Source organism: Andreprevotia lacus DSM 23236, assembly GCF_900176275.1.
GTDB lineage: Bacteria > Pseudomonadota > Gammaproteobacteria > Burkholderiales > Chitinibacteraceae > Andreprevotia > Andreprevotia lacus.
Window position 1 is genome coordinate 57,561 of sequence record NZ_FWXD01000012.1, and the last position, 21,447, is coordinate 79,007.

The 21,447-nt window shown below is 62.1% G+C and carries 23 protein-coding genes; 19 read left to right on the forward strand and 4 right to left on the reverse strand.

Annotated elements, in window-relative coordinates:
* Nucleotides 1-45: 45 nt before the first annotated feature.
* Entirely contained in the window at nucleotides 46-1,536 is a 1,491-nt protein-coding gene (gene pdxR, locus B9A19_RS11405; RefSeq protein ID WP_084090929.1) for a MocR-like pyridoxine biosynthesis transcription factor PdxR, read from the reverse strand.
* Between the two features lie 99 nt (nucleotides 1,537-1,635).
* On the opposite strand from pdxR, the gene B9A19_RS11410 reads away from it, so the two are divergent.
* On the forward strand, nucleotides 1,636-2,289 hold the full coding sequence (locus tag B9A19_RS11410) for a pyridoxamine 5'-phosphate oxidase family protein (RefSeq protein ID WP_084090930.1): 654 nt from the start codon (nucleotides 1,636-1,638) through the stop codon (nucleotides 2,287-2,289).
* 16 nt (nucleotides 2,290-2,305) lie between these two features.
* On the opposite strand, the gene B9A19_RS11415 is transcribed toward B9A19_RS11410, so the two are convergent.
* On the reverse strand, nucleotides 2,306-3,217 hold the full coding sequence (locus B9A19_RS11415; protein WP_084090931.1) for a LysR family transcriptional regulator: 912 nt from the start codon (nucleotides 3,215-3,217) through the stop codon (nucleotides 2,306-2,308).
* Nucleotides 3,218-3,357: 140 nt separating this feature from the next.
* Between B9A19_RS11415 and B9A19_RS11420 the strand changes: the two genes are divergently transcribed.
* Nucleotides 3,358-4,107, forward strand: coding sequence for an SDR family oxidoreductase (locus tag B9A19_RS11420; RefSeq protein WP_084090932.1), 750 nt, complete (start codon nucleotides 3,358-3,360; stop codon nucleotides 4,105-4,107).
* Nucleotides 4,108-4,247: 140 nt separating this feature from the next.
* Here the strand turns inward: B9A19_RS11420 and hemN are convergent, their stop codons facing one another.
* Nucleotides 4,248-5,684, reverse strand: a complete 1,437-nt coding sequence (hemN, locus tag B9A19_RS11425; protein ID WP_084090998.1) for an oxygen-independent coproporphyrinogen III oxidase — start codon at nucleotides 5,682-5,684, stop codon at nucleotides 4,248-4,250.
* Between the two features lie 77 nt (nucleotides 5,685-5,761).
* The gene (trmL, locus tag B9A19_RS11430; protein ID WP_084090933.1) at nucleotides 5,762-6,226 is read right to left on the reverse strand and encodes a tRNA (uridine(34)/cytosine(34)/5-carboxymethylaminomethyluridine(34)-2'-O)-methyltransferase TrmL; all 465 of its coding nucleotides are present in this window, start codon (nucleotides 6,224-6,226) and stop codon (nucleotides 5,762-5,764) included.
* Nucleotides 6,227-6,332: 106 nt separating this feature from the next.
* On the opposite strand from trmL, the gene B9A19_RS11435 reads away from it, so the two are divergent.
* The 17 genes from B9A19_RS11435 to B9A19_RS11515 all read left to right on the forward strand — a co-directional run bounded on the left by B9A19_RS11435 (nucleotide 6,333) and on the right by B9A19_RS11515 (nucleotide 21,389).
* Complete coding sequence (locus B9A19_RS11435; RefSeq protein ID WP_084090934.1) at nucleotides 6,333-6,686, forward strand: hypothetical protein; 354 nt, start codon at nucleotides 6,333-6,335, stop codon at nucleotides 6,684-6,686.
* A gap of 66 nt (nucleotides 6,687-6,752) precedes the next feature.
* Entirely contained in the window at nucleotides 6,753-7,604 is an 852-nt protein-coding gene (gene purU, locus B9A19_RS11440; RefSeq protein WP_084090935.1) for a formyltetrahydrofolate deformylase, read from the forward strand.
* A 19-nt stretch (nucleotides 7,605-7,623) separates the two neighbouring features.
* On the forward strand, nucleotides 7,624-8,820 hold the full coding sequence (gspF, locus tag B9A19_RS11445; RefSeq protein ID WP_084090936.1) for a type II secretion system inner membrane protein GspF: 1,197 nt from the start codon (nucleotides 7,624-7,626) through the stop codon (nucleotides 8,818-8,820).
* Between the two features lie 62 nt (nucleotides 8,821-8,882).
* Nucleotides 8,883-9,305, forward strand: a complete 423-nt coding sequence (gene gspG, locus B9A19_RS11450; protein ID WP_084090937.1) for a type II secretion system major pseudopilin GspG — start codon at nucleotides 8,883-8,885, stop codon at nucleotides 9,303-9,305.
* A 13-nt stretch (nucleotides 9,306-9,318) separates the two neighbouring features.
* Nucleotides 9,319-9,801, forward strand: coding sequence for a GspH/FimT family pseudopilin (locus B9A19_RS11455; protein WP_176216892.1), 483 nt, complete (start codon nucleotides 9,319-9,321; stop codon nucleotides 9,799-9,801).
* Nucleotides 9,794-10,168, forward strand: a complete 375-nt coding sequence (gspI, locus tag B9A19_RS11460; protein ID WP_084090939.1) for a type II secretion system minor pseudopilin GspI — start codon at nucleotides 9,794-9,796, stop codon at nucleotides 10,166-10,168. The genes B9A19_RS11455 and gspI overlap by 8 nt, the downstream gene beginning before the upstream one ends.
* Nucleotides 10,155-10,754 carry a type II secretion system minor pseudopilin GspJ gene (gene gspJ / locus B9A19_RS11465; protein ID WP_084090940.1) on the forward strand — a complete coding sequence of 200 codons (600 nt, stop codon included), beginning with the start codon at nucleotides 10,155-10,157 and terminating at the stop codon, nucleotides 10,752-10,754. Before gspI ends, gspJ begins: the two co-directional genes overlap by 14 nt.
* Nucleotides 10,751-11,701, forward strand: coding sequence for a type II secretion system minor pseudopilin GspK (gspK, locus tag B9A19_RS11470; RefSeq protein WP_084090941.1), 951 nt, complete (start codon nucleotides 10,751-10,753; stop codon nucleotides 11,699-11,701). The genes gspJ and gspK overlap by 4 nt, the downstream gene beginning before the upstream one ends.
* 441 nt (nucleotides 11,702-12,142) lie before the next feature.
* On the forward strand, nucleotides 12,143-13,957 hold the full coding sequence (gene typA / locus B9A19_RS11475; protein WP_084090942.1) for a translational GTPase TypA: 1,815 nt from the start codon (nucleotides 12,143-12,145) through the stop codon (nucleotides 13,955-13,957).
* A 68-nt stretch (nucleotides 13,958-14,025) separates the two neighbouring features.
* Nucleotides 14,026-14,433 carry an RNA-binding S4 domain-containing protein gene (locus B9A19_RS11480; RefSeq protein WP_084090943.1) on the forward strand — a complete coding sequence of 136 codons (408 nt, stop codon included), beginning with the start codon at nucleotides 14,026-14,028 and terminating at the stop codon, nucleotides 14,431-14,433.
* Between the two features lie 101 nt (nucleotides 14,434-14,534).
* Nucleotides 14,535-15,809, forward strand: a complete 1,275-nt coding sequence (locus B9A19_RS11485) for a diguanylate cyclase (RefSeq protein WP_084090944.1) — start codon at nucleotides 14,535-14,537, stop codon at nucleotides 15,807-15,809.
* A gap of 113 nt (nucleotides 15,810-15,922) precedes the next feature.
* A complete protein-coding gene (locus B9A19_RS11490) occupies nucleotides 15,923-17,740 on the forward strand; it encodes a M61 family metallopeptidase (RefSeq protein WP_084090945.1) in 1,818 nt (605 codons plus the stop codon).
* A gap of 206 nt (nucleotides 17,741-17,946) precedes the next feature.
* Entirely contained in the window at nucleotides 17,947-18,963 is a 1,017-nt protein-coding gene (locus B9A19_RS11495; protein WP_084090946.1) for a putative 2-aminoethylphosphonate ABC transporter substrate-binding protein, read from the forward strand.
* Nucleotides 18,964-19,189: 226 nt separating this feature from the next.
* Entirely contained in the window at nucleotides 19,190-19,534 is a 345-nt protein-coding gene (locus B9A19_RS11500; protein WP_084090947.1) for an ArsR/SmtB family transcription factor, read from the forward strand.
* A complete protein-coding gene (locus tag B9A19_RS11505; protein WP_245804329.1) occupies nucleotides 19,521-20,024 on the forward strand; it encodes an SRPBCC family protein in 504 nt (167 codons plus the stop codon). The genes B9A19_RS11500 and B9A19_RS11505 overlap by 14 nt, the downstream gene beginning before the upstream one ends.
* 46 nt (nucleotides 20,025-20,070) lie before the next feature.
* Complete coding sequence (locus B9A19_RS11510; RefSeq protein ID WP_217807048.1) at nucleotides 20,071-20,661, forward strand: DUF1801 domain-containing protein; 591 nt, start codon at nucleotides 20,071-20,073, stop codon at nucleotides 20,659-20,661.
* Between the two features lie 266 nt (nucleotides 20,662-20,927).
* Nucleotides 20,928-21,389 carry an FG-GAP repeat domain-containing protein gene (locus B9A19_RS11515; protein ID WP_176216893.1) on the forward strand — a complete coding sequence of 154 codons (462 nt, stop codon included), beginning with the start codon at nucleotides 20,928-20,930 and terminating at the stop codon, nucleotides 21,387-21,389.
* Nucleotides 21,390-21,447 lie beyond the last annotated feature (58 nt).

A 21,447-nucleotide genomic window follows, 5' to 3' on the forward strand; every position in this document is an offset into this window, starting at 1 on the left:
GGGCGATTTTCTGACTAATTTCTTGCGTTAATGTTGCTTGATTGTTCAATGATGCGTGGGCCGTACCGCCGGGGAAGAGGCGAGCGAGACCAGCCTTGTCGCGTCAACCGTCGCTGCCAGTTGGCGTACCAGCACCGGTATATGCGCTGTCGCCACTTGCGCATACCCCAGTATCAAACCGTTGCAGGTGTTTGCTGCCGGCCCGCCGACGTGGTGTTGACTGAGCGCACGCACCACCAGACCGTGCGCTGCAGCGTGGCCGAGGATGGCGGTGTCGGGATAGTCGGGTGGCAGTGTGATGGCCAGGTGCATGCCGGCGCTGGCGCCGTGAATGCCGGCTTGTGGCAGCATCTGTTGTAGCGCGGTAATCAGGGCATCGCGTCGCTCGCGGTAAAGCTTGCGCATGCGGCGCAAATGGCTGGCAAACAGCCCGCTGCGCAGGCATTCGGCCAGTGCCAGCTGCTCGGGCTGACGACCGCGCGGCACGCTGTGGCGTACCAGCCGCTTCAACGGCGCGACTAGCCCCTCGGGCACGACCATGAAGCCGATGCGCAGCGCCGGCATCAGCGATTTGCTGAAGGTGCCCAGATACAGCACCGGTGCATCGGCCTCCAGCCCTTGCAGTGCCGGCAGAGGCTGGCCGTCGTGGCGGAATTCGCTGTCGTAATCGTCTTCGATGATCCAGCAATCGTGCTGGCGTGCGTGGGCCAGCAGGTCCAGCCGGCGGGGCAGGCTGAGCACAGCGCCCAGCGGGTATTGGTGGGAGGGGGTGACATAAATCAGCTTGGGTGGCTGCTGCCAGTCCGCCCGGCTGAGGTCGATGCCGCTGTCGTCCACCGGCTGGCCGACCACCTGCAGCCCGGCGCCGAGCAGGGCGGTCAGCGCGCCGCCGTAGCCGGGGCTTTCCATCCAGGCGATATCGTCCACGTCGGCCAGTGCGCGCGCACACAGGTCCAGGCTTTGCTGCGTGCCGTCGGTGACGAACACCTGCCCGGGCGTGCAGCGCACGCCGCGCGTCAGCCGCACGTGTTCGGCAATGGCGTTGCGCAATGGGGCTTCGCCCTGCAGGTCGCCATAACCCAGCCGCTGCGGCGGGCTGTCGCGCCAGGCCTGGTCAAGCAGGCGCCGCCACGCAGCCAGCGGAAAATCCGCCAGATCGGGCACGCCGGGGGTAAAGGCTTGCTGTGTATCCGGCCCCTCTTCGGATGCGCTGACATAGCCGCTGCGGCGCGACAGGCGCGGCGTGGCAGCAGCGGCCGGCACGGTGGCTGATTTGAGCAGCATGGCCGCCACGACGGTGCGCTGGCGCTGCGTTTCGACCAACCCCTCGGCAGCCAGTTGCTCATAGGCATACAGCACGCTGTTGCGCGCCACGGCCAGCTCGCCTGCCAGGCTGCGGCTCGATTGCAGCGCGGTGCCGGCCGGCAGCGTGCCATCCAGAATGGCATCGCGCAGGCACAGGTAGAGCTGGCGCTGGCGGGGCATGTCGTCGTGCCGGCGCGAGGGATGATTGGCAAACAGCAGGGCGTAATCCATTTGGCTCTATCTGATTGGTGTTGAGTGGGTCTAGGTAAGGGGCCAATCCTAAACTAAGCTGCCGGCTTTCGATACCGCAATTGCAGGAGTGCCCTCACCATGAACGAAACCGGCGTGCCCCCCAGCCCGCGCACCCGCGTCCGCCGCATTGCCGAGAATGCCGATTACGCATCATCCACCGTGCAAAACATCGTCGATGCTGCCTACCTGTGCCAGATCGCTTTTCACGATGGCGAGAACACGCATTGCATCCCGACCGCCTGCTGGCGCGATGGCGAGTACCTGTATGTGCATGGCTCCAACGGCGGGCGCTTGACGCGTCAGCTGCTGTCGCCGCGCGATGTGTGCGTGAACATCACGCATCTGGATGGGCTGGTGCTGGCGCGTTCGGCATTCAACCACTCGATGAACTATCGCTCGGTGGTGATCTACGGCCGTTTCGAGCTGGTGAGCGACGAAGCCGAAAAGCGCCGCTTGATGGATGTATTCATGCACAAGATCGCGCCAGGGCGCGAGCATGAAGCACGACCGGGCAATGCCAAGGAATTTGCCGCCACTTCCATCATGCGCATCCCGCTGGCCGAAGCCGCCGCCAAGGTGCGCAGCGGCGGCGTGCAGGATGACGAAGACGATATGGCCTGGCCGGCCTGGGCGGGGGTATTGCCGATGACAGTTCAGGCCTTGCCGCCGGAGGTAGACGCGCAAAACGCAGTACCCACGCCGGCTTATGTGCACGAGTGGGGCGCCCAATAGCGCGTACAAGCCGCGTTCAGCGTGCGATGCCCGCGTCCCAAGGCGCTATGCCGCTGAACGCTTCCACCAGAAAATCGATCATCACCCGCACCTTGGCGCCCAGATGGCGGCGGCTGGGGTAGAGCGCCAGGATGTCGATGTCGGGCAAGCGGTAGTCCGGCAGCACGGTCACCAGCCGGCCCGCACGCAGATCGTCGCCGATCAGAAAGGTGGGTTGCCAGATCAAACCACGGTCGGCCAGTGCGGCAGCGCGCGCGCTGTCGCCATTATTGGTGTAGAGCTGGCCGCGCACCTTGGTCGGGCAGGGCTTGCCAGCCGGATCGACCAGCGGCCATTCACTGCCGATATGGCTGTAGATGATGCACTCATGCGCCTGCAGATCGGCGGGCGTGCGCGGCGTGCCATGCCGGTCCAGATAGGCGGGCGATGCCGCAATCACATTGCGCGAGGTGGCCAGCTTGCGTGCTGCCAAGCTGGCGCTGCCGGCGCGTGAGATGCGAATGGCCAGGTCATAGCCATCCTCGACCAGATCGACCACGCGATCACTCAATTCCACATCCAGCCCGATGTCCGGGTAACGCGCCATGAACCGTGGCCACAGCGGCGCCAGATGCAGAATGCCGAAGCTCAGCGGCGCGTTGATGCGCAAGCGCCCGCGCGGGTGAATGCTGCCGGCGCTGGCCAGCGCTTCAGCCTCGGCCACTTCATCAAGAATGCTCTTGCAGCGCTCGTACAGCGCCTCGCCGCTTTCGGTCAGCGAGAGCCGGCGCGAGCTGCGGTTGAGCAACCGCGTGCCCAGATGCGCCTCCAGTTCATTGACGTAGCGGGTGACGTTGGCCGGTGAGGTATCGAGCGCATCGGCAGCGCGGGTAAAGCTGCCCCGGCTGACCACGGTGGCGAAGACTTCAAAAGCGCGCAATCGATCCATGTCGGCAATGCTCGATCGTTTATTAAAAGTGAATGATAGAACAATATTTGTTGTCTTCTTCGCAAAGTTGCTGAGGCATACAGTGGGCACATCGGCAAACGCAATGCGGCGCCGAGCTAAATCAACCCAAGGAGAAGATCATGTCCCGATTCAATGGCAAGACCGTACTGGTAACCGGTGGCAGCAGCGGCATCGGCCTGGCAACCGCTCAAGCGTTTGCCGCGCAAGGTGCCAAGGTCATCATCACCGGCCGCGACAGCGCCACGCTGGCCAAGGCACAAGACGTGCTCGGCGCAGATGCCCTGGTGCTGCAAAGCGATGCCGGCAGCAAAGCCGCTGCAAAACAACTGGCAAGCACGCTGCGCGAACGCGGCATTACGCTTGATGCGGTATTCCTGAATGCCGGTACCGCCCGCTTTGCCTCGCTGGAAGGTGCTGATGAGTCGCTGTGGGACCTGATTTTCGACGTCAACGTGAAAGGGCCGTTCTTTACCGTACAGGCGCTGCGCCCCTTGCTGAACCATGGTGCTGCCATCGTGCTCAATGGCTCGATCAATGCGCACATCGGCATGCCCAATTCCAGCATCTACGCCGCCAGCAAGGCAGCGCTGATTTCGTTTGCCAAAACGCTGTCGGCCGAGCTGGTCGGTGATGGTATCCGCGTCAACGTGGTCAGCCCCGGCCCGATCAGCACACCGCTGTATGGCAAGCTGGGCGTACTGGCCGAGCAGTTGTCCGAAGTTGCGGCCAGCATCCAGGCCCAGGTGCCGCTCAAGCGCTTCGGCACGCCGGAAGAGGTGGCCAGCGCCGTGACGTATCTGGCCGCGCCGGAATCGGCCTTCATCGTGGGTACCGAACTCATCATCGACGGTGGCATGAGCCAGCTATGAAGCGCATGCAGTAAACAACCGGCCTCCCGGCCAGTCTGGCACCCGGCATGCCCGGCACCCATGCCGGGTGCCCCAATGCCTGGCGCTGCCGCGCTGGCAAGACAGGTGAAGTTCGCTCAGCGCAAATTGGCCGGTGAGTGTTAAATGGTTTGCGAGTAGCGTTGCAAGGGGGGGGCCTGGCTCATCACCTTGCTTTCACGCAAGTGACGATCAAACTGCATGGCGATGTTGCGGATCAGCAGGCGGCCGCGCGGCAACACTTGCAGCAGGGCATCGTCCAGCACCAGCAGGCCGTCGTCCGCCAACATCGACAGCGCCTGCCATTCCTCTGCAAAGTAGCTGCGCGCGTCGATCTGCCACTCGGTCGAGAGCTGTTGCAGATCAAGGTGGAAGTGGCACATCAGCTGCTGGATCACGCTGCGGCGCAACAGGTCGTCGCGGCTCAGCGCAATGCCGCGCAACAGCGGCAGTTCACCCGCATCCAGCTGGGCGTAATAGCTGCCCAGGTCGCGCACGTTCTGGCTGTAGCTGCCGCCGATCTTGCTGATGGCCGATACACCCAGTGCCAGCAGGTCGATGTCGTCGCGCGTCGAATAACCCTGGAAGTTGCGCTGCAGCGTGCCCTTGCGCTGCGCATGTGCCAGCTCGTCGTCCGGCAGCGCGAAATGATCCATGCCGATATAGACGTAGCCAGCATTGGTCAGCCGGCGTATGGCCAGGCTGAGCAGGTCAAGCCGGGTATCCGGCGAGGGCAGCTCGGCGGCGTTGATCTGCCGCTGCGTCTTGAACAGATGCGGCATGTGGGCATAGTTGTACACCGACAGCCGATCCGGGCGTATCGCGATGACCTTATCCAGCGTGGCGGCAAAGCCGCCCAGCGTCTGACGTGGCAGTCCGTAAATCAGGTCGATCGACACCGACTTGAAACCGCAGCTGCGGGCCTCCTCGATGACGGCAACGGTTTCTGCCTCGCTCTGGATGCGGTTGACCGCATGCTGCACGACGGGGTCGAAATCCTGCACGCCCACGCTCATGCGGTTGAAGCCCAATGCAGCCAATTGCGCCACGGTTTCCGACCCGACCTTGCGCGGGTCGATCTCGATGGAAAACTCGCCCTCGGTCGCCGGTGTAAATGCGAAGTGCTCGCGCAGGCTGGCCATCAGTCGGGTCAGTTGCTGGTCGGTGAAATAGGTGGGGGTGCCGCCGCCGAAGTGCAGCTGCTCCACGCGGGCGCGGCCGGTGAACAGCGGCGCCTGCAGTGCGATTTCGCGCTCCAGGTAGTCCAGATACCGCGCCGCATGGCTGCGGTTGGCAGTGATGACCTTGTTGCAACCGCAGTAAAAGCACACGGTATCGCAGAAGGGGATGTGCACGTACAGCGAAAGCGGCCGTACTTGCTCGGCCGAAAAGCGGCGTTGCGTTTCGCTCAGGAATTGCGTCTGGTCGAAGCCGTTGCTGAAGCGGTCTGCGGTCGGATAAGACGTATAACGCGGGCCATTGCCGGCCAGGCGGGCAATCAATGCCTTGTCAAAATCGACGGCGTGAACGTCCTGTGCGGTGGAGTGCGGGTTGGGCATGACAGCGGCCTGCAATTGTACAGCCTGAAGCATGCGAGCACTGTGCGGCAGCCGCCTTGCGCAACATCAAACTTTGCTCACGCGCCGCCCGCGTAACCCAGCTGGCGCCACCCCTCGAAAACGGTAACGGCTACCGCATTGGACAGGTTGAGGCTGCGCTGGCCCGGACGCATGGGCAGGCGGATGCGCTGCTCGAGGGCGAACTGCTCAAGAATGTGCGCGGGCAGGCCAGCGGTTTCCGGGCCGAACACGAAGGCATCGCCCTCCTGGAAGGACAGCGTGTCAAAACGGCTGCTGCCCTTGGTGGTCATGGCAAACAGGCGGCGGCCGGGCAGGGCGGCCAGCAGCGCATCCCAGTTTTCGTGCACGTTCAGGCTGGCGTATTCGTGGTAATCCAGCCCGGCGCGCTTGAGCTTGCTGTCTTCCAGCTCGAAGCCCAGCGGCTTGACCAGATGCAGGCGGCAGCCGGTATTGGCGGCAAGGCGGATGATATTGCCGGTATTGGGCGGGATTTCCGGCTGGAACAGAACGATGTCGAACATGGGGGTCTACATTAACGGACGATTGGTGCGGCGCAAAAAGGGCTTGTGGCCGGGGACGGGGCTTGTCTAAGGTTCAGAGGGCCGAGCCTGCAAGCCGGAGGAAGTAATGGAACTTGTGCCCGCCGAATTGCTGATTGCCGCCGCCCATATGGCGATGAGTGATCATCTTACTCCCAGTCAGACGATGACCGTAGTGCTGCGCGCCATCGATCACGAATTGCGCGGGCCAGACGGCAAACCGTTCAACCCGGCGCGCACGGCCGGTATTGGCGAGGCCATTTATGCCGCCATGTTCGGTTATCCGCTGGCCTTGGTGGCGGACAGCAAGGCCGCCAGCGGCTGGCGCTGGCAGTCCAGCATACCTGAACATGGTTACGGCCCTGCGTTTCAGCAAAGCTTTCTGGATGCGCTGGTTGATGTGGGCGACCTGCGCCGCCGGCGTGCGGAACCCGCAGCCTGAAACGCACTCGCCGCAGGGCGTGGCAGGCTGCTAGAATCGGCGGCTGGTTTTGCCACGGATTAGTGCATGAACACCGCCACCCTGTTGATCAGCTGCCCGGACCGCAAGGGTCTTTCGGCCGCCATCGCCAATTTTCTGTATACCTACAACGCCAACATCATCCATTCGGACCAGCATCAGGACGAAAGCGAAAACCTGTTCCTGATGCGCGTCGAGTGGGATCTGGCCGACTTCACGCTGGACATGAATGCCTTCCAGCCGGCCTTCCAGCCGATTGCCGACCGCTTCGGCATGCACTGGCAGGTGGCCTTGTCGGCCCAGCGCACCCGGCTGGCGATTTTCGTGTCCAAATACGACCACTGCCTGGTTGACCTGCTGCACCGCTACAAGAGCGGCGAGCTGCATTGCGACATCCCGCTCATCATCTCCAACCACGAAGATTGCCGCGCGCTGGCCGATTTCTACGGCATTCCGTACCACGTGGTCGAGGTGACCAAGGACAACAAGGCCGAGGCCGAAGCACGCCAGCGCGAATTGCTGCAGGCGCACGGCGTCGATCTGATCGTGCTGGCGCGTTATATGCAGGTGCTCAGCCATGAGTTCACTGCTGCCTATCCGCAGCAGGTGATCAATATCCATCACAGCTTTTTGCCGGCTTTTGATGGCGCCAAGCCTTACCACCGTGCCTTTGCGCGCGGCGTGAAGCTGATCGGTGCCACCAGCCACTATGTGACCGAAGTGCTGGACGACGGCCCCATCATCGAGCAGGACGTGATCCGTATCTCGCATCGAGATGACGTGGACGAGCTGGTGCTCAAGGGCCGTGATCTGGAGCGCATCGTGCTGTCGCGTGCGGTGAAGTGGCATCTGGATCGCCGCGTGCTGGTGTACGCCAACAAGACCGTGATCTTCTCCTGATCGCCCGCGATATCCATTCATGACCGCATACCGCTACCGGGCCGTCGATCAGGCCGGCGCAGATCAGCGCGGCACCATCGAGGCCGATTCGCCACGGCTGGCGCGACAGGCCCTGCGCGAACAGGGCGTATGGGTGAGCGAGCTGACCGAGGTTGCCGCCAGCAGCGGTGCGCGCGGCCAGCGGCTGAGCACGGCGCAGCTGGCGCTGCTGACGCGCCAGTTCGCCACCTTGCTTGATGCAGGGCTGAATATCGAACAGGCACTGGTGGTGCTGGGCGAGCAAAGCGAAAACGACAAGGAAAAGCGCCTGGTGGCTGCGCTGCGCAGCGAGATTTTGAGCGGCGCATCGCTGTCCAGCGCGCTGTCGCGCCATCCGTCGGCATTCCCGGAGCTGTATCGCACCATCGTGGCCGCCGGCGAGGAGTCGGGCAAGGCGGCGGCGGTGATGGACCGGCTGGCCGATTATCTGGAAGCACGCTCGGCGCTGGCCTCCAAGGTGATGCTGGCCTTCATCTACCCGATCGTGGTGATGGTGGTGTCGGCCATGGTCATCGTCGGCCTGCTCACCTGGGTGGTGCCGCAGATGGTGACGGTATTCCAGAGCGCCAAGCAGACGCTGCCTTTCCTCACCCGTGCGTTGCTGTGGACCAGCAATTTCGTGCGTGATTGGGGTGGCATCGTGTTCCTGCTGCTGTTGCTGGCCGGTTTTGGCGGCTGGCGCGCATTGAAAAATCCGCAGGTGAAACGTGGTTTTCATGCGTGGAAGTTACGCTTGCCGTTGTTTGGCCGGTTCGAGCTGGCGGGCAACACCGCACGGCTTGCGTCCACACTGGCCATCCTGGTGGGCAGCGGCGTGCCCTTGCTGAATGCCTTGCAGGCAGCGGCGGGTGTGCTGTCCAACCTCACCCTGCGCGATGCGGTGGCCGAGGCGGCACGGCAGGTGCGTGAAGGCGCGGTGCTGTCGCGCGCGCTCGCGCAGTCGCGCCTGTTTCCGCCGGTGCTGGTGCATCTGGTCGGCAGCGGCGAGGCCACTGGCCGGCTGGAGACCATGCTGGACAAGGCGGCGGCACAGCAATCGCAGGAGCTGGAAAACCGCGTCGCCACGTTTACCAGCCTGCTCGGCCCCTTGATGGTGTTGCTGATGGGCGGCGTGGTGCTGCTCATCGTGCTGGCCATCCTGCTGCCGGTCTTCGAAATGAATCAACTGGTCAAATGAACCCGCGCCGTTGGCCATGGTCAACGGCGCATCCGTCATTGAAATCTTGAGGAAGTGTCGTGATGAAAAAGCAGCGCGGTTTTACGCTGATCGAAATCCTGGTGGTGATCACCATTCTGGCCATTCTGGGCGCGCTGATCGTACCCAAGATCATGGATCGCCCCAACGATGCGCGCGTGACTGCGGCCAAGCAGGATATCGGTTCGGTGATGCAGGCGCTCAAGCTGTACAAGCTGGATAACGGCCGTTTTCCGACCACCGAGCAGGGCCTGAACGCGCTGGTGCAAAAGCCCAGCAGCCCGCCCGTGCCGGGTAACTGGAAGAACGGCGGCTATCTGGAAAAGCTGCCTAAAGACCCGTGGGGCAAGGACTACATTTATCTGAATCCGGGCCTGCACGGTGAAATCGACGTGATGAGCTACGGTGCCGATGGCCAGGCCGGCGGTGAGGGCTACGACGCCGATCTGGGCTCGTGGATGCTTTGAGCCGCGTAGATTCATGCGTCGTAATGGCTTCACCCTGATTGAAATCCTCGTCACGCTGGGCATCGTCGCCATCGTGCTGGGGGTTGCCGTGGTACGACTGGGTGAATCGGATGGCCGCGTTGTTGCGCGTGAGGCACAGCGCTTGGCGCTGCTGCTGGACGACGCGCGTGATGAGGCCATCAATGGTGGCCGCGCGCTGGCGTGGAGCAGCGACGGGCGCGGCTATCAGTTCTGGCTGCAGGACGAGCAGAACAACTGGCAGGTATACGCCACACAGGACGAATTCCGCCCGCGCACCTTGCCCGAGGGGATGCAGGTGCAGCACCAGCAGGTGAGCCTGCGTGATCAGCCGCTGGGCGAGCGCATCGTGTTCGAGCCTTCGGGGGTGAACCAGCCCTTCCACATGGAGCTGCTGCTGGGTGAGCAGCAATGGCGGCTGGACGGCGACGTGATGGGGCAGGTGAGCGCCAGCGCCGTGGAGGCCGCGCATGACTGAGCGTGTGCGTGGCTTTACCCTGATCGAAGTGCTGGTGGCGCTGGCCGTGCTGGCGATTGCGCTGGCCGCCGCGATGAAGGCCACCAGCAGCAGCGTGAGCACTGCCGAAGAGTTCCGCCAGCGCACCTTGGCCGGCTGGGTGGCGCAGAATCGCTTGAATGAAATGACCGCACGTGCCGATTTCCCTGTCATCGGCCGTACCGAGGGCAAGGAGGAACAGGCCGGCCACAGTTTCACCTGGCGCATCGAAACCAGTGCCTCGCCCAATCTGAGTTTCCGTCGGCTGGAAATCAGCGTTTATGACAGTGGCAACGACCAGCATGCGCTGGCCACGCTCGTGAGTTACCTTGCCAATGCGCCGCACTGATTCTGCCGGGTTCACGCTGCTGGAAGTGCTGATCGCACTGACGGTTTTTGCCATCCTGACCCTGGTGGCGTATCAGGGCTTGTCGCGCATTGCCGATACCAAGCTGCGGCTGGATGAAGAGGCGCAGCGCTGGCGTAGCCTGTCGCTGGTGCTGGATCGTTTTGAAGAAGACGCCACGCAAGTCATCAACCGGCCATGGCGCGATACCGGCGGCACCTTGCAGGCAGCGGTGCTGGGCGGGGCCGAGGCGGCCAATGCCGGCCAGCCGGTGCTGGAGCTGGTGCGGGTAGGGCGTGACCGCGATCCTTATCACGTGGCGTATCGCCTGAAGGACGGCCGGCTGGAAATGCTGCAGTGGGATAGTCTGGATCTGGCGCCGCGCGCCGAGCCGCAGGCTTATGTACTGATGCCCGATGTGGAACGCTTTGCCGTGTGGTTTCTCGACGCCGACAACACCTGGCAGGCCAACTGGCCGTATCGCCAGCCCGGCGGCAAGGTGGCCAGCCTGACCCCGCCGCGTGGCATCAAGGTACAGCTCACGCGCAAGGGCGAGCCCATGGTTGAACGGATTTACGCGCTACCATGAAGACCAAAACCTTGAGCCGCAGCCGCTCGCCGCGCCGGCAGGCCGGCATTGCCATCATCACTGCCGTATTGACCGCCGCGCTGGTGGCGGCGCTGGTGGCATGGATGGTCTGGCGCCAGCAATTGTGGTTCCGCCAACTGGAAAACCAGTTCGATCAGGCCGAAGCACGCGGCGTGGCACGCGCAGGGCTGCAGATGGCGCGGCTGACTTTGCGCGACGATGCGCGCAACAATCAGGTCGATCACTTGCTCGAACCGTGGAACATCCCGATTCCGTCCATCCCGGTGGAAAAAGGCCGCGTGGGTGGACGGGTGCTCGACCAGCAGGGCAAGTTCAACCTCAACAATCTTGCGCCGGCCGGGCAGGTGAACGAAGAGCAGGTCAAGGCGGCGCAGCGGCTGTTCCGCCAGCTCGGGCTGGGCGAGGAGCTGGTGAACGCGATTGTCGATTGGGAAGACAACGACAGCATCACCCGTTACCCCGGCGGCGCCGAAGACCTTGAATATCTGGGCAAGAACCCGCCATACCGCGCGGCCAACCAGCCGCTGACCGATATGGACAACCTGTTGCGCGTGCAGGGTTTCAACCGCGAAATCGTCGCCAAGCTGGCGCCGTACGCCACGGCGCTGCCGCAGTTCACGCCGGTCAACGTCAACTTTGCCAGTGCCGAAGTGCTGGCTGCGGTTATCCCCGAGCTGGGGCTGCCGCAGGCGCAGGCCGTGGTGTCGCGCCGGGCTGGCAAGTATTTCGAAACCATCGACGACTTCACCAAGGCCCTGCCGGAAAAGGCCCGCAACAGCATCGTCGCCGGCACCCTTGCGGTGCAGACGCGCTATTTCCTCAACGAGATCGATGCCCAATTCGGCCGGGTGACCGTACGCTATGCCGCGCTGCTGGAGCGCAACGGCACCGACGTGCCGCATGTGGTCTGGATGAAGCGGCGCTGACGCGCCTTGGGCTTTTGCTGCCGTTTGTTGTTGGTGAACTGCTGCCAAGAGTCCGGCAGAGCCGGGCTCTCACCGGTGTTGGCAGGTGATGCCCCGGCGCTCGCCGATTGATTCCACACCCCCGCCCTCGCCGCCGCGAGGGAGCCTCGCTGACGCTCGTTCGCGGCATGAATCGGGTGTTGCTAAGGTTGTGCCATCAAATCGCTGCTCGCGTTTGAACATGGTTAACAAAACCGAGCCACCTGTGTGAGCTGACTTGCCAGACGCCTTGTATCTGACCGCGCTTTGCACGTCTTGCCAGTACGATTTCACCGGATTTTGGCAGGCGCTCTTCACGGGCTGAAGGCTGATCTCAACCCCCGCTTCGTCGGCGCAACAGCGTTCTGCCACAATCGCGTGGTACAATCGCAGGTTAATGATTAACCATGCATCGAGTCCCCAATGACGCGCGCGCTTCGCAACATCGCCATTATTGCCCACGTTGACCACGGCAAAACCACACTGGTCGACCAACTTCTTCGCCAATCCGGTACCTTCCGCGAAAACCAGCAGGTTGACGAGCGCGTGATGGATTCCAACGATCTTGAAAAAGAACGTGGCATTACCATTCTGGCCAAGAATACCGCCATCGAATATGAAGGCACCCACATCAACATCGTTGATACCCCGGGGCACGCCGACTTCGGTGGTGAAGTAGAACGCGTACTGGGCATGGTGGACGGCGTGCTGCTGCTGGTTGACGCCGTTGAAGGCCCGATGCCGCAAACCCGTTTCGTGACCAAGAAGGCACTGGCGCTGGGCCTGAAGCCGATCGTGGTCATCAACAAGGTAGACCGTCCGGGCGCACGTCCTGACTGGGTGCTGGACCAGACCTTCGACCTGTTCGACAAGCTGGGCGCTACCGACGAGCAACTCGACTTCCCGATCATCTACGCGTCGGGTCTGAACGGATTTGCCAAGCTTGAACTGGATGAAACCTCGGACAATATGCGTCCGCTGTTCGAAACCGTACTCAAGCATGTACCGTCGCCCCCGGGCGATGCCGATGCGCCGCTGCAACTGCAACTCGCTGCGCTGGATTACTCCACCTACACCGGCCGTCTGGGCGTGGGCAAGGTAGTGAACGGCCGCATCAAGCCGGGCCAGCAAGTTGTGGTGATGAACCATGACGAGCAAGTGGCATCGGGCCGCATCAACCAGGTGCTGGGTTTCCAGGGTCTGGAGCGCGTGCCGGTTGAAAGCGCCGAAGCGGGCGACATCATCATCATCTCGGGTCTGGACGATATCGGTATCGGCGTCACCATCTGTGACAAGGAAAACCCGGTTGGCCTGCCGGTGCTGGGTGTGGACGAGCCGACGCTGAACATGGACTTCATGGTCAACACCTCGCCGCTGGCAGGTACCGAAGGCAAGTTCGTGACCTCGCGCCAGATTCGCGACCGCCTGACCAAGGAACTGCTGACCAACGTGGCGCTGCGTGTTGAAGACACTGCCGATGCTGATATCTTCCGCGTGTCGGGCCGTGGTGAACTGCACCTGACCATCCTGCTGGAAAGCATGCGTCGCGAAGGCTTCGAAATGGCCGTGGCCAAGCCGCGCGTCGTTTACAAGGAAATCAATGGCCAGAAGTGCGAGCCGTACGAAAACCTGACCATCGACCTGGAAGACGAACACCAGGGCGGCATCATGGAAGAAATCGGTCGTCGCCGTGGCGAGCTGACCAATATGGAATCGGATGGCCAGGGCCGTACCCGTCTGGAATACCACATTCCGGCACGTGGCCTGATCGGCTTCCAGTCCGACTTCATGACCATGACCCGCGGCACCGGCCTGATGAGCCACGTGTTCGACGACTATGCACCGGTCAAGCCGGACATGCCGGGCCGTCACAACGGCGTGCTGATCTCGCAAGACAACGGCGAAGCCGTGGCCTACGCACTGTGGAAGCTGGAAGACCGCGGCCGCATGTTCGTCAGCCCGGGCGACAAGCTGTACGAAGGCATGATCATTGGTATCCACAGCCGCGACAACGATCTGGTCGTGAACCCGATCAAGGGCAAGCAGTTGACCAACGTGCGTGCCTCGGGCACCGACGAAGCCGTGCGCCTGACCACCCCGATCAAGCTGTCGCTGGAATCGGCCGTGGAATTCATCGACGATGATGAACTGGTCGAGATCACCCCGCAGTCGATCCGTATCCGCAAGCGTTTCCTGCAAGAGCACGAGCGTCGCCGTGCTGCCAAGTCCGAAGGCTGATCGCCGACGGCAAAGAAAACGGGGCCTGGTGCCCCGTTTTTTGTAACTGCAATCCCGGAGTGTGAGCGATGAAGGACAACGACGCCGACAAGGTAAGAGTGGACAAGTGGCTGTGGGCTGCGCGCTTTTACAAGACGCGCTCGCTGGCCACCGACGCAGTCGAAGCCGGCCATGTGCACCTGAATGGCGAGCGCCCCAAGCCGGCGCGTGCGCTCAAGCCGGGTGACCGCCTGCGCATCTATGCCACGCACGGCGAGTTCGAGGTGGTGGTCAAGGGGCTGTCCGGCCAGCGCGGCCCGGCTGCCGTGGCGGTCACGCTGTATGAAGAAACGCCGGAAAGCCTGGCGCGGCGCGCGCAGAGCAAGGAATTGCAGGCCATGGCCCCCCATTTCGACCATCCGGATGTGAAGGGGCGGCCCACCAAGAAATGGCGGCGCGAGCTGAGCCAGTTTCAGCGCAAGCAGGGGCGGGATTGAGTGGTCTGCCACAGTCGGTGTCCGGCAGACGGGCGGTGTCGGGCATTTCGCAAATTAGTCGCTAAACTGTAAGCATCATTTCGTAAGAAAGCGTTTTCTTTATGTTGGATATCGCCAGTCGACCCATACTTGCCCTTTGTGCCGATGCCGAGGTCGGCACCATGCTGGCAGACGGTCTGGTGTCGTTTGGCTTTGACTGCCGCGTGTTCCAGCGCCCGGCCGCCTTGCTGGTGGCGCTGGCCGAATCGCAGCCGCTGGCCGTGCTGCTGGATGATGCAGGGCTGGAAAGCGGCCTGGCCATGCAGGAGCTGGTGCAGCGCCTGTCGCGCATCGGCAACTGGCCCATGGTGCTGCTGTCCGGCTCGCAAACCATCGTCAGCCAGATTCAGCTCTTGCGCGCCGGGGTGAGCGATTTCATTGCCAAGCCGTGCGATGCCAGCAAGCTGGCCGACCGGCTGGATGCGCTGCTGGAAAACAACGAGCCGGTGCCCTACCGCGTCTTGGTGGTTGATGATTCGGTGGCTTCCGGCCACTGGGCGCAAAAGATGCTTGAGCAGAGCGGCATGCAGGCCAAGCATATCCAGGATCCGCTGGAAATCTTCCTGTGGCTGCAGCGCTACAAGCCCGATCTGGTGCTGATGGACATCTACATGCCCAGCTATACCGGGGACGAGATTGCCCGCATCGTGCGCCAGCATCCGCAATACGACGGCTTGCCTATCGTGTTCCTCTCCACCGAAACGCGGCTGGGGCATCAGTTGTCGGCACGGCGCATGGGCGGCGAGGATTTTCTGGTCAAGAACAACGACGTCGAGCACCTGATTTCCACCGTCACCATCGTGGCCGATCGCTATCGCAGGCTGCGCCGCGCGCTGACGCGCGACAGCCTGACCGGCTTGCTCAGCCACACCCACTTTACCAACCGGCTGCAGTCCGAGTTGTTCCTTGCCACGCAAAGCAACCGACCGCTGGCGCTGGCGATGATAGACATCGACCACTTCAAGCACGTCAACGACAACCACGGTCACCTGACTGGTGATGCCGTGATCAAGAGCTTGGCACGCTTGCTGCGCCATGCTGCAGCCGAGCCCGATCTGGTCGGCCGCTACGGTGGCGAGGAATTCTGCGTGATCCTGCCCGATACCAGTCTGATCCGCGCCGCGCAAAAGGTGGACGAGTGGCGCGAGCGCTTTACCGCCATCAGCCATATCGCGCCGGATGCACGTTTTACGTCCAGCTTCAGTGCCGGCGTGGCCGTGTTCGAGCCGGGCATGACGGTGCGCGACCTGATCGAGCAGGCCGACCAGGGGCTGTATCGTGCCAAGGAGGCCGGGCGCAATCAGGTTGGTCTGGCCAAGATGCCCGGCCAGCGCTAGGTTTTGCTTGTGGCCGGGGGCACGCCTGGCGCGAAGCCTGCTGCATTGCGGGTTGGCGGCGCAGCGCGTGCGTGCTCAAATAGCGGCTTTACCGCTTTTGGCGCTTGCCATTCATGACAGCCACTTCGCCCATCCAGTATCGCATCGTTCCTGCTGATCTTGCCGCGCACCTGTTCCGGGTGACGCTCACCATTGCGCAGCCGGCTGCGGACGGCCAAGCGGTGTGGTTGCCGGTGTGGATACCGGGCAGTTATCTGGTGCGCGAGTTTGCCCGCAACATCGTGGCGATCCGCGCCTATGACGGCGAGCGCGTACCAGTGGCGCTGACCAAACTGGACAAACACCGCTGGCAGGCCGCGCCGTGCAGCGGCACGCTGACCTTGGAATACGAGGTGTATGCCTTCGATCTGTCGGTGCGCGGCGCTTATCTGGACGAGGCACGCGGCTTTTTCAACGGCACCAGCGTGTTCCTGGCGGTGGCGGGGCAAGAGACCATGCCGGCCGACGTCGAACTGGTGGCGCCCGAGGGCATCGCCAACTGGCGCGTGGCCACGACGTTGCCACAGGCAGGGGCCGCAGACGGCGCATTCGGCCGCTACTACGCTGCCAATTACGATGAACTGATCGATCACCCGGTCGAGTTGGGCGATTTCACCCAGGCCACCTTTACCGCCTGCGGCGTGCCGCACGATATCGTGCTTGCCGGCCGCCATCGGGCCGACATGGCGCGGCTGCAGGCTGATCTGACGCGCATCTGCGAATACCAGATCAAGCTGTTTGGCGAGCCAGCCCCGTTTAGCCGCTATGTGTTCATGACCATGGTGACCGGCGATGGCTACGGCGGGCTGGAGCACCGCGCCTCGACCGCCTTGCTGGCCAGCCGCGACGATCTGCCGCTGGCGCATGAAACCAGCATCAAGACCGGCTATCGCCAGTATCTGGGCCTGTGCAGCCACGAGTATTTTCACAGCTGGAACGTCAAGCGCATCAAGCCGGCCGCCTATGCGCCGTACGACCTCACGCAAGAGAACTACACCCGGCTGCTGTGGGCGTTCGAGGGCATTACCTCGTATTACGACGACCTCACCCTGGTGCGCTGCGGCTTGATCGCGCAGCAGGATTACCTCGACCTGCTGGCGCAGACCATGACGCAGGTAGAGCGCGGCGCAGGCCGCCTCAAGCAGACGCTGGAAGAAGCCAGCCTCGACGCCTGGGTGAAGTACTACCGCCAGGACGAAAACAGCCCCAATGCGCTGGTCAGCTACTACACCAAGGGTGCGCTGGTGGCTGCTGCACTCGATCTCACCATACGCAAGCGCAGCAGTGGCGCCAGGAGCCTGGACGACGTCATGCGCGCGCTGTGGCAACGCTATGGCAAGGACTTTGCTACGCAAGGGCAGGGCGTGGCCGAGCGTGATTGGGAGCAGGTCGCGCAAGACGCCACCGGCCTCGACCTGCGCGATTTCTTCGATCTGGCGCTGCGCTCCACCCAGCCGCTGCCGTTGGGCGAACTGCTGAACGAAATCGGTGTGCAGACGCAATTGCGCGCCAGCGCAGGTGGCAGCGACAAGGGCGGCTGGAAAGAGATCGCCGCGCCCGGCAACAGCATCGGCGCCAAGCTGGCGGCCGAGGCCGGCGGCATCAAGCTCACCCAGGTGCTGGATGGCGGTGCGGCGCGTGCAGCGGGTCTGTCGGCTGGCGACGTGCTGGTGGCATGGGATGGCTTGCGCGTGAGCATGGGCAATCTGGATGCGCTGCTGGGCGGCACGCCGGCCGGCAGCACGGTGGAAATCCACGCCTTCCGCCGTGATGAACTGATCGTGCGCAAGCTGGTGGTGCAGACCGCCGCTGTCGATAGCTGGGGCCTGCGTGCGCCTGCGGCCGATGCAGCGGGCAGGGCCGCGCTGGATGCCTGGCTGGGCGGCCACTGACCCTGCTGGCGGTGCAGTACGTGTTGTACTGCCCGCGCTTTGCGCGCCTTGCCGGCACCACTGCGCCGGGTTTCGCCGCGTAAAAATTGATGGGGATGACTGGATGATCGATCAGTCATTAAAAATTCGTCTAGACGTCACGTCGATGTAACGATCACTTTCTAGACTGCGCTCCGTTCATCTCAAAAACGCACACGGAGTGCAGCATGAAAATCCGCAACCTTCTTCTCGCGCTGGGCATGGCATCGGTGACCGCTGCTGCGCTGGCCGACAGCACCATCACTGTTTACACCGCACTGGAAGCCGACCAGATCAAGGCCTACCAGGAAAAGTTCGAGCAGGAAAACCCGGGCGTCAAGATCAAGTGGGTGCGTGACTCCACCGGCATCATCACCGCCAAGCTGCTGGCTGAAAAGGCCAACCCGCAAGCCGACGTGGTAATGGGCCTGGCCGCATCGTCGCTGCTGGTGCTGGAGAAGGAAGGCATGCTGCAAGCCTACGCCCCCAAGGGCGTGGAAAAGCTCAGCAAGGGCTACGTTGACGCCGCCAACCCGCCGGCATGGGTGGGCATGGACGTATGGGGCGCCACCATCTGTTTCAACACTGCCGAAGCCGCCAAGCAAGGCCTGAAGAAGCCGGAAAGCTGGAAAGACCTGCTCAAGCCGGAATACAAGGGCAAGATCGTCATGCCGAACCCGGCCTCGTCGGGCACCGGCTACTTCGATGTATCGGCTTGGTTGACCGTATTCGGCGAGAAGGGCGGCTGGGACTACATGGACAAGCTGCACGAAAACATCGGCCAATACGTGCACTCCGGCTCCAAGCCGTGCAAGCAAGCCGCTGCTGGCGAATTCCCGATCGGCATCTCGTTTGAATACCGCGCTGCCAAGCTGAAGGAAGGCGGTGCACCGCTGGACCTGGTATTCCCGAAGGAAGGCCTGGGCTGGGATCTGGAAGCCACCGCCATCATGAAGGGCACCAAGAACCTGGACGCCGCCAAGAAGCTGGCCGACTGGTCTGCCTCGCGCTCGGCCAACGAACTGTATGAAAAGAACTTCGCCATCGTCGCCATGCCGGGCGTAGCCAAGCCGAACCAGTTCATCCCGGGCAACTACGAGCAACTGCTGGTGAAGCAAGACCTGAAATGGTCGGCCAACAACCGCGACAAAATCCTGGCCGAATGGACCAAGCGTTACGACAGCAAGTCGGAACCCAAGAAGTAAATTGGTCTGGTTATGGTGTAAAGCAAAACCCCGCGTGAGCGGGGTTTTGCTTTGTAGCGGCCCATGCTGCCTTGACACTTTGCAGGGTGCTTTTTCCTCTATGAAGTGCCGGTATCGGCTGAGGTGGATGCCTGCCGCAAGTTGCGGCGCTCAGCGCCTGCGATTCCTGACTTGCTTTGCATAAATAGTTTCCCAAGTGGAAAACTATTCTGTTAAAGTTTCCCACATGGAAAACTATTCGACATCGCTCAATGGCGCTTTCCACGCCTTGGCCGACCCCACCAGGCGCGCAGTGATCGCGAGGCTGGGCAGAGGCCCCGCATCGATCAAGGAGCTTGCGGAACCATTCGGCGGCGGGCTGCCTTCGTTTCTGAAGCACATCAAGGTGCTCGAAAGCAGTGGCTTGATCGCATCAGAGAAGGTAGGCCGGGTGCGAACCTGCACGCTCAGGCGTGAAAACCTGGCTGCTGCCGAGAAGTGGTTCGACGAGCAACGCGCAGTCTGGGCGAGCCGGTATGAAAATCTGGACCAGTTGTTAACTCACTTGAAAGGCGAAAATGATGAAAGCTGAGCTTCAATTTGACTTCCTTGTTAACAAAGAGAAAAACACCATCACGATCAAACGCGAGTTTGCTGCCAAACGATCACTGGTTTGGGACTGCTACACCAAGAGTGAATTGCTCGATCGGTGGTTTGCGCCCAAACCGTTGACGACGAAAACCAGCTTTATGGATTTTCGTGCAGGAGGGTATTGGCTCTATGCGATGGTGGAACCCAATGGCCAGGAATACTGGGGCCGCATGGATTATCAAACGATCAGCCCCATCGACAATTACACGGCGCTGGACGGCTTTTGTGATGACACCGGCGCGCTCAATCCTGCCTTGCCCAGATCCAGATGGGATGTCACATTCTCGGAAGCTGCGACCTATACGCTGGTCGAGACGGTGGTTTCCTATGCATCGGCTGAAGCCCTGCAGCAAGTGATCCAGATGGGGCTGAAGGAAGGTCTGGCCTCGACGCTGGAGCGCCTGGACGAACTGCTTGCCACCTTCAACTGAGCACGAGAGGAGCGACCCGATGTCCACGCCCCGACACAATCCCAAGGTGGATGCCTATGCAGAACAGGCCGAAGACTTTGCCAAGCCCGTCTTTGCCCACCTGCGCAATTTGATCCACGCCGCCTGCCCCGAGGTCGTTGAGCAGATCAAATGGGGGATACCGCATTTCGACTACCACGGCGACATGATGTGCATTTTTGCGGCTTACAAAAAGCACTGCGCCTTTACGTTCTACAAGGACGCGTTGATGGGCGATGCGCGTCTCAAGGCCAATGGTGACCTTGCTGCCGCCAAGCGTTTCATGGGCAAGCTGACCTCGCTGGCGGATCTGCCGCCAGACCAGGAGTTAACTTCCTGGATCAAGGAGTCGATGGCGCTCAATGAGCAGGGCGTCAAAGTGCCGGTACGTGAATTCAGAACGCCCAAGGAAGTCGGCATGCCTGCCGCATTTGCCGAAAAGCTTCAGGCCAACCCGCAGATCATAAAGATTTTCGAGAGCAAATCGGCATCGTTTCAAAAGGAATACAACATCTGGATCGGCGAAGCCAAGACCGAGGCAACGCGTGACAAGCGCATCGATGAGGCACTTGCCTGGATTGCGGAGGGCAAGGGACGCTTCTGGAAGTATGCCAAGTAGGCCTCGTCTGTTGCCCGGTGTTAGCGGTGCCCGGATCGCGGCTTCCATAACAGGGAAGCCGCCATTCACGACCGGGGGAAACGGATGGTGAGCAGACGTTGGAGTCTTGATAGCCAAGCTCTGCATCAGCAGAGTGATCGTATAAGAGGCCTTGTGCGGGACATTGCCCGGTTCAATAAATGGGCTTCCGCTGCCAACTACCAGCTATCGTTACTCCCACTATCCGACGACCCGCTATCAGAGCTGCCGCTGCTATCACTGCTCCAGTGCAGCAGAGCAACTACACCGCCTGGGTGGCCAATACCCCGGTTGCGTTCAAGTTCACCAACGCCAAGGCGTATGTGAAATACCGCTTGAATGTGTCGGCCAATGCCGGTGGCGCCCGCCTGGCGCTGGCCAAGCTGGTGCTGCAATCCAACCCGGTGCGCCACGTCAATGTCGATTTCAATCAGGACGGCAAGACCGATATTGCGGTCTGGCGGCCCTCCACCGGGCAATGGCTGATCCGTCAGAGCAGCACCGGCAACGTGGTATCGGTGTTCTGGGGCGGGCAGTGGGCGGGCAAGCCCGTCGTTGGCGATTACGATGGCGACGGCAAGACCGATCTGGCGCTGTGGAACCCTAACAGCGGCAACTGGAATATCCACTACAGCGGCGGCAGCCCGGATGCGGTGATCCAGTGGGGTACCAATGGCGATATCCCGGTGCCGGCGATGTATACCCACTAGGGCCTGTTAACACTTATTTCACGCTTGCGTTCGGGGTAGTTCGGGATGGAGCGCAAGG

Excerpts from the sequence above, each read along its gene's own strand:
- gspK (WP_084090941.1), top strand. The coding sequence starts at position 10,751 with ATGAAGACCAAAACCTTGAGCCGCAGCCGCTCGCCGCGCCGGCAGGCC.
- trmL (WP_084090933.1), bottom strand. The coding sequence starts at position 6,226 with ATGTTCGACATCGTTCTGTTCCAGCCGGAAATCCCGCCCAATACCGGC.
- typA (WP_084090942.1), top strand. The coding sequence starts at position 12,143 with ATGACGCGCGCGCTTCGCAACATCGCCATTATTGCCCACGTTGACCAC.
- hemN (WP_084090998.1), bottom strand. The coding sequence starts at position 5,684 with ATGCCCAACCCGCACTCCACCGCACAGGACGTTCACGCCGTCGATTTT.
- B9A19_RS11415 (WP_084090931.1), bottom strand. The coding sequence starts at position 3,217 with ATGGATCGATTGCGCGCTTTTGAAGTCTTCGCCACCGTGGTCAGCCGG.
- gspJ (WP_084090940.1), top strand. The coding sequence starts at position 10,155 with ATGCGCCGCACTGATTCTGCCGGGTTCACGCTGCTGGAAGTGCTGATC.
- gspG (WP_084090937.1), top strand. The coding sequence starts at position 8,883 with ATGAAAAAGCAGCGCGGTTTTACGCTGATCGAAATCCTGGTGGTGATC.
- B9A19_RS11505 (WP_245804329.1), top strand. The coding sequence starts at position 19,521 with ATGATGAAAGCTGAGCTTCAATTTGACTTCCTTGTTAACAAAGAGAAA.
- B9A19_RS11480 (WP_084090943.1), top strand. The coding sequence starts at position 14,026 with ATGAAGGACAACGACGCCGACAAGGTAAGAGTGGACAAGTGGCTGTGG.
- B9A19_RS11455 (WP_176216892.1), top strand. The coding sequence starts at position 9,319 with ATGCGTCGTAATGGCTTCACCCTGATTGAAATCCTCGTCACGCTGGGC.
- pdxR (WP_084090929.1), bottom strand. The coding sequence starts at position 1,536 with ATGGATTACGCCCTGCTGTTTGCCAATCATCCCTCGCGCCGGCACGAC.
- B9A19_RS11410 (WP_084090930.1), top strand. The coding sequence starts at position 1,636 with ATGAACGAAACCGGCGTGCCCCCCAGCCCGCGCACCCGCGTCCGCCGC.
- B9A19_RS11435 (WP_084090934.1), top strand. The coding sequence starts at position 6,333 with ATGGAACTTGTGCCCGCCGAATTGCTGATTGCCGCCGCCCATATGGCG.
- B9A19_RS11495 (WP_084090946.1), top strand. The coding sequence starts at position 17,947 with ATGAAAATCCGCAACCTTCTTCTCGCGCTGGGCATGGCATCGGTGACC.
- B9A19_RS11490 (WP_084090945.1), top strand. The coding sequence starts at position 15,923 with ATGACAGCCACTTCGCCCATCCAGTATCGCATCGTTCCTGCTGATCTT.
- B9A19_RS11420 (WP_084090932.1), top strand. The coding sequence starts at position 3,358 with ATGTCCCGATTCAATGGCAAGACCGTACTGGTAACCGGTGGCAGCAGC.
- gspF (WP_084090936.1), top strand. The coding sequence starts at position 7,624 with ATGACCGCATACCGCTACCGGGCCGTCGATCAGGCCGGCGCAGATCAG.
- B9A19_RS11485 (WP_084090944.1), top strand. The coding sequence starts at position 14,535 with ATGTTGGATATCGCCAGTCGACCCATACTTGCCCTTTGTGCCGATGCC.
- purU (WP_084090935.1), top strand. The coding sequence starts at position 6,753 with ATGAACACCGCCACCCTGTTGATCAGCTGCCCGGACCGCAAGGGTCTT.
- B9A19_RS11500 (WP_084090947.1), top strand. The coding sequence starts at position 19,190 with ATGGAAAACTATTCGACATCGCTCAATGGCGCTTTCCACGCCTTGGCC.
- gspI (WP_084090939.1), top strand. The coding sequence starts at position 9,794 with ATGACTGAGCGTGTGCGTGGCTTTACCCTGATCGAAGTGCTGGTGGCG.